Source organism: Hallerella sp. (assembly GCF_022776125.1).
Lineage (GTDB): Bacteria > Fibrobacterota > Fibrobacteria > Fibrobacterales > Fibrobacteraceae > Hallerella > Hallerella succinigenes.
This window is the reverse complement of record NZ_JALFIA010000075.1, coordinates 1-5,694: the sequence shown is the minus strand read 5'-3', so window position 1 is coordinate 5,694 and position 5,694 is coordinate 1. Positions and strand designations below refer to the sequence as shown.

The 5,694-nt window shown below is 50.5% G+C and carries 5 protein-coding genes and 1 pseudogene; 5 read left to right on the top strand and 1 reads right to left on the bottom strand.

All coding sequences use genetic code 11. The annotated features are described in order from the left end of the window. From MR847_RS08780 to MR847_RS08765, 4 genes and pseudogenes are all read left to right on the top strand, one after another. A pseudogene (locus tag MR847_RS08780) lies at positions 1-195 on the top strand (hypothetical protein); the annotation flags it as partial. A gap of 34 nt (positions 196-229) precedes the next feature. Continuing rightward, positions 230-1,045, top strand: coding sequence for a lysoplasmalogenase family protein (locus tag MR847_RS08775; protein ID WP_287723549.1), 816 nt, complete (start codon positions 230-232; stop codon positions 1,043-1,045). A gap of 427 nt (positions 1,046-1,472) precedes the next feature. Next, positions 1,473-1,667, top strand: coding sequence for a 4Fe-4S binding protein (locus MR847_RS08770; RefSeq protein ID WP_100425368.1), 195 nt, complete (start codon positions 1,473-1,475; stop codon positions 1,665-1,667). Further along, complete coding sequence (locus tag MR847_RS08765; RefSeq protein ID WP_287723548.1) at positions 1,657-2,862, top strand: NAD(P)/FAD-dependent oxidoreductase; 1,206 nt, start codon at positions 1,657-1,659, stop codon at positions 2,860-2,862. Before MR847_RS08770 ends, MR847_RS08765 begins: the two co-directional genes overlap by 11 nt. A gap of 27 nt (positions 2,863-2,889) precedes the next feature. On the opposite strand, the gene MR847_RS08760 is transcribed toward MR847_RS08765, so the two are convergent. Continuing rightward, complete coding sequence (locus tag MR847_RS08760; RefSeq protein WP_287723547.1) at positions 2,890-3,030, bottom strand: hypothetical protein; 141 nt, start codon at positions 3,028-3,030, stop codon at positions 2,890-2,892. 155 nt (positions 3,031-3,185) lie between these two features. Between MR847_RS08760 and MR847_RS08755 the strand changes: the two genes are divergently transcribed. Beyond that, a complete protein-coding gene (locus MR847_RS08755) occupies positions 3,186-5,663 on the top strand; it encodes a glycogen/starch/alpha-glucan phosphorylase (RefSeq protein WP_277001018.1) in 2,478 nt (825 codons plus the stop codon). The last annotated feature ends 31 nt before the right edge of the window (positions 5,664-5,694 follow it).

Below are 5,694 nucleotides of genomic sequence, written 5' to 3'. Positions count from 1 at the left end.
AAGAGCATCCCGTTTGTGGCGCGCTTTGCCTTGTTTGTGGTTTTGTGCAGCGCGGGCTATGCGTTTTTGACGTCGCAGATGGTGAAGTATTTGAAAACTTTTTTACGTGCTCAACCGGACTTGCCGTTAATCGGGATCATTGCCGGAGCCTTTCTTGTGCTAGCGTTTCTTGCTAGAAGCGGCAAGGATATTTAGGTTTAGATTCAAAAAATGGATGTAAGGAGGGAAGATGAATGCATCTATAAAAATGAAGATTGTATACATCGTTTTGACTGTATTGATGGTAACTTTCTTTGTTCGGGACTGGTATGTTTATCTGGTGGGCTGCGGAGCCGTGGAGCAGTGCTTGCAAGATTCGAGCCATTACCAGAATTATGCAAAGTTTGCCGTGACGCTGATTGTAACGATCGTGACTTTTTCCATTGGAAAAAATCAAGTTTCGCCGCAGGATCGTAAGTTTTTGCAGGCTGGATTCGTGATGGCGCTCTGTGCAGATTTTTGCCTTAAGATTTTGCACAACGTAAGCGCACTTTTTAAGCACAGCTCGGATTATACGCTTCTCGGAATCTGCTTCTTTATGGTTGTGCAAGCTTTGTTCATTTATCGTCATAGTCGAACGTCCGATGAAGACTACCATTTCCCTTGGATTCTCTTTGTTCCGTTCGGGGTGATGTTCGTGTCGAATGCCGCGTTGATTTTTACGCTGGGAAATTCTGTAAATGCAGAACCATTGACATCGAATCCTGCGCTTGTGCCGATCATTGCGACTTACGGAACTTTTTTAATTTGTTCGTTGATCGTGGCTTGCAAGGCTCCGAAAGTCGGGTATTTTTCTATGCGCAATGCGACGCTCATTAAACGCGGCATGATCCTGTTCTTTTGCTGTGATGCGTGCGTGGGAATTTCCCTGGCGACAGGCCCGGATTACAGTGTTCAGGAGCATGTGGCGACCATTGCGAATAATTTTGTGTGGTATTTTTACACGCCGGCTTTGATTTTGCTGGGCCGCAGCGGATTTAAATCGGCGAATTTGGAAAATTCGTAAAAGCGGAACGATTCGTTCTAAAAATGGAAAGAAACTCCTTGGCTCGGGGTCTTCTGTTTCTAAAAAACTTTATGTCTGCGACATGGGCTCTTTGGGAATTCGAATCCTCGCAATGACAGTTCTTCGTCCAGTATCATTGCGAGTGAAGCGATGCAATCCTCCTCTTCTGCGAAAGAGACGACTGCAATAACGGAAATGCAGTTCCACAAGGTGAATTGGAACGGACCTGTCCAAGTCTTTAACGTGCAGGGGCGCTTCTTAGGAAGTGAGACTCCGCGGATAGCGGAAAATCGCAAGCGTTCTGCGGGAAAAATTCGAAAATTCGGGCGTGTATTTGGTACGTCAGGGCAACTATCTACTACGAGTGCGTATAAAGTAGCGCGTCGGATTGGATCCGCGGTCGACAAAAAGCTATATTGTGAATTATATGAAGAAGCTTGTCCATGATCGCGAAAAGTGCCTCGAATGTGCGGGCTGTGTCGGCGTATGTCCGTTTGGCGCACTCGACATGTTTGGACTGGATTTGCAAATCGATGCAGAAAAGTGCAAACGTTGCGGTCTCTGCACGCGCGCCTGCCCCGTCGGGGCTTTAAAACTCAAAGAGGTCGGCGATGCTCGATAACGAATATGATGTTGTTGTGATTGGGGCGGGCCCTGGCGGATCTGTTGCGGCACGTAATCTGGCTCGCTTTGGATATAAAACTCTGCTACTAGAAAAGCGTGAACGTATCGGCTATCCGGTGCGCTGCGGAGAGGCGAGTACAAACCTTGCCGATTTAGAGACCTACGGCCCGATCGATGAAGACTGCATTGAAACGATTATCAACGGTCTTTTTATTTACGGTCCGGACGGGGTGAATATTGAAGTTCCCAAGCCGAATATGGGCTTGATGTTGAACCGCCTCAAGTTTGATCCATGGCTTGCGCACCTTGCTGCAAACGACGGTGTGGAAGTGGTAACCTGCGCCCGTGCGACTTCGGTCAGCGAAGTGCAGGGCGATTGCCGCATTGTCCGCGTTTCGCTGGGGCAGGGCGACGGCAACGGTAAAGTGACGGAAACTTCGACACAGGAAATCCGTGCGAAGATGGTCGTCGGTGCCGATGGCGTTGAAAGTCAGATCGGTCGCATGGTGGGCCTCAAGTCCGGCCAGCTGCCGAATTTGACCTGCACCGGCGTCGATATAGAAGTCAAGGGGCTTTTGACAAAACCGGATTATTTGACCTTTTGGCAGGGACACGATTTTATCAATGACGGTTACATTTGGAGCTTTCCCAAGCAGCGTTCGGATGTGACAAATTTTGGCGCGGGCTTCATTGTGCCGAACAAGCCTGGTCCAAACATTTACGAAGTCACGCTCGAATGGCTCGAAAAACTTTTCCCGGGTGCGAAGATCAACCACACGGTCGGCGGACTCGTTCCGGTTTCGGGATTCTTGAAACAGTACACGCTGGATCGCTTCGCTCTCGTCGGCGACGCAGCGCATCACACGAACCCGCTTACGGGCGGCGGAATTGCGGCCGCCATGCGTGCCGGTCGCTTCTGCGCACAGCGGGTCGATGAAGGTTTCAAGGCTCACGACTTAAGCCAAAAGTTCTTGCAGGGTTACGAAAAGCACTGCTACAGCTACTTCGGTCGCATGCATGACTTTGAACTCAAATTCCGCAAGTTCCTGCTTGCGCTGAACAAGCCGGACCAGATCGAACTTTACAAGGTTCTGCAAGGCTTTGCACTCAGTGGATACAAAAAACGCGCCTTCCTCAAAACGCCGATTCAGACGACCAAGTATCTGTATCGCTTCCTCAAGTTCAAGGGTTAATTCAGTTAGACGAAGTTCTGGGCGGCGCTAGAAACATCGTTGAAGAATGTGGGCCGTCTTTTGATGCGAATTTTTCGGTTCGAGAATCTGTAAAAGATTGGCTCCCGGAATGTAGCCGAAGCTTGCGTCTTTCAAGTGCGGAATTTCTGGGATGGAATCGGACTGCATCCGGGTTCCTGGCCTCTTTGCGTTTTTAAACATTCGTTCAAAAGGTTTTTTTACTGAGATTTTACTGACAATTTGTTGTGGATTTTTCCAAAAAAAAGAAAATTTTTTGCTAGTATTTATGTAAACAAATCGTTTCACTTTAAATAGGCGGAAACATGGCAAAAAAAGAAAAGGCAAAGACCAATCTTGAAGTTTTGGGCAATACCGTGGAAGCTTTCAAGAAGGCTTTTGACGATCACATTCATCATACGCTCGCCCGTGACGAACATACGGTGACGAAGCATGAAAAGTTTTTGGCGGTCGCTTACTCCGTTCGTGACCGCTTGATTGACCGCTGGATCAAGACCCAGGAAACCTACTATGAAAAGGACGTCAAGCGCGTCTATTACCTCTCCCTCGAATTCTTGATCGGTCGTACGCTCGGCAACTCCGTGTTGAACCTCGACGTGGAAAAGGCTGTGGAAGAAGCTGTCGATGAACTCGGCATGACTCTTGAAGAACTTCGTGAAGAAGAAGTCGACGCAGGCCTCGGTAACGGTGGTCTCGGTCGTCTCGCCGCTTGCTTCCTCGACTCCATGGCAACTCTCGAACTGCCGGCTACGGGTATGGGCATTCGTTACGAATACGGTATGTTCAACCAGAAAATCAAGGACGGTCAGCAGGAAGAACTTCCGGACAACTGGCTCCGTCTTCCGAACCCGTGGGAAATCGCCCGTCCGGCAAACTCGATCAAGGTTCCGTTCGGCGGCTACGTCATTTCTTGGACCGACGAAAAGGGCAAGCTTCGCAACCGTTGGGAAACGAAGGACTACGTGATTGCTCTCCCGTACGATACCCCGATTCCGGGTTACCGCAACAACACGGTGAACAATCTCCGCCTTTGGAGCGCCCAGAGCGCCGACGAATTCGGCCTCGCTTACTTCAACAACGGTGACTACCTCGCCGCCGTGCAGGACATGGAACTCTCCGAAACGATTTCGAAGGTTCTGTATCCGAACGACACTTCCGTGAACGGTAAGATCCTCCGTCTCCGTCAGCAGTACTTCCTCTGCTCCGCTTCCTTGCAGGACATTGTCCGTCGCTTCAAAAAATCTCACGAAGGCGAATGGAAGCTTTTCCCAGAAAAGGTTGCTATTCAGTTGAACGACACGCACCCGGCAATCTCCATTGCGGAACTCATGCGCATTCTCCTTGACGAAGAAGGTCTTGAATGGGATGAAGCATGGGACATCACGACGCACACGTTCGCTTATACGAACCATACGCTCATGCCGGAAGCTCTTGAAAAATGGCCGGTCAGTTTCTTCGAAAAGCTCCTCCCGCGTCACCTTCAGATCATTTACGAAATCAACTCCCGCTTCCTTGCCAAGGTCGCTCTCAAGTGGCCGGGCGACACCGCTCGCCTCACCCGCATGTCCTTGATCCAGGAAGGCAACGAAAAGATGATCCGCATGGCTTACCTGTCCATCGTCGGCTCTTTTGCTGTCAACGGTGTTGCGGCTCTCCACAGTGATTTGCTCAAGACGAGCCTCTTCAAGGACTTCTACGAATTCTGGCCGGAAAAGTTCAACAACAAGACGAACGGTGTGACGCCGCGTCGTTGGGTTCGCAAGGCTGACCCGGCAATGTCTGAACTTGTGACTTCCAAGATCGGCGACGGCTGGGTCAAGGATCTCGACGAAATCAAGAAGCTCGAAAAGTTCGCTGACGACGCCAAGTTCCGCAAGCAATTCCTGGCGGTGAAGCTTGAAAACAAGAAGCGCCTCGCCGCTTACCTCAAGCGCACTCAGAACGTGGATGTCAACGTGAATACTTTGTTCGACATCCAGGTGAAGCGTATCCACGAATACAAGCGCCAGCTGTTGAACATTCTTCACGCCATTCACCTTTACCTTGAAATCAAGGACGGCAAGAAGATCACTCCGCGTACGATTATGATCGGCGGTAAGGCGGCTCCGGGTTATTGGATGGCCAAGCAGATCATCCGTCTTGCAAACGCCGTGAGCGCGATTATCGACAGCGATCCGGATTGCAAGGGCAAGCTCCAGATGGTGTTCCTCGAAAACTACCGCGTGAGCTTTGCAGAAAAGATCATCCCGGCTGCAGAACTCTCCGAACAGATTTCTACAGCAGGTACGGAAGCTTCCGGTACCGGCAACATGAAGTTCGCGATGAATGGCGCTCTCACCATCGGTACTCTTGACGGCGCGAACGTAGAAATGCGTGAAGTCATTGGCGCCGACAACTTCTTCCTCTTTGGTCTTACCGTGGAAGAGGTTCAGGACATTCTCGCCAAGGGTTACCGCCCGCGTGATTACTACGAAAAGGACGATGACCTCCGTCGCGTTCTCGACCTCATCACGAGTGGTTTCTTCTGCCCGGACCATCCGGAATCCTTCCGCCCGATCGTCGACAAGCTCCTTTCGAGCGACCCGTTCCTTCTTCTTGCCGATTACCGTTCCTACATCGAATGCCAGGAACAGGTGGCAAAGGCTTACGAAGATCAGGATAAGTGGGCCAAGATGGCGATCCTCAACGTGGCTCGCATGGGCAAATTCAGCTCTGACCGTACCATTGATGAATACGCGAAGGAAATTTGGCACGCGAAGGCTTGCCCGATTTCCCTCAAGTAAGGGCTTTCGAAAGCTTGAAAAAGACTCCTCC